Raw genomic sequence first — 378 nt, forward strand, 5'->3', positions numbered from 1 at the left:
GAGCGTCACGGGTCAACCCTGCGATCAGTGTTTGCGTTCCCCAGCTGCCAAAAGGGGCGTCCATAGTCAGCCGTTCTCCTTGAGGAGCCCAGCCACGCAGTCGGGTGAGGTTGGTCTTAACGGCTGTTTCGTCAATGAACATAACGCGATCTGGTGCCTTGGCGATGGCTGGTTCAATCGAAGAGATGGGATGGTTGCCGCCGTCCCCATACGGCATCGCAATGTGCCAAAGATGTGGTCGTACACGGCCACGCTAGAGAGAGGACGGCAATATGATTGATACAATGATCGGTGTAGACTTGGCAAAGAATGTGTTTCAGCTTCATGGTGCTTCGCTGACAGGGGAGGTCAAATTTCGAAAGAGGCTCTCCCGACCTC

General features: G+C 54.8%; 1 pseudogene. It reads right to left on the minus strand.

What is annotated here, in order from left to right:
* Window positions 1-154 (minus strand): annotated as a pseudogene (locus ACFWW2_RS01590) (IS630 family transposase); the annotation flags it as partial.
* Window positions 155-378 lie beyond the last annotated feature (224 nt).

Source organism: Yoonia sp. R2-816, from assembly GCF_046762905.1.
Classification (GTDB): domain Bacteria; phylum Pseudomonadota; class Alphaproteobacteria; order Rhodobacterales; family Rhodobacteraceae; genus Yoonia.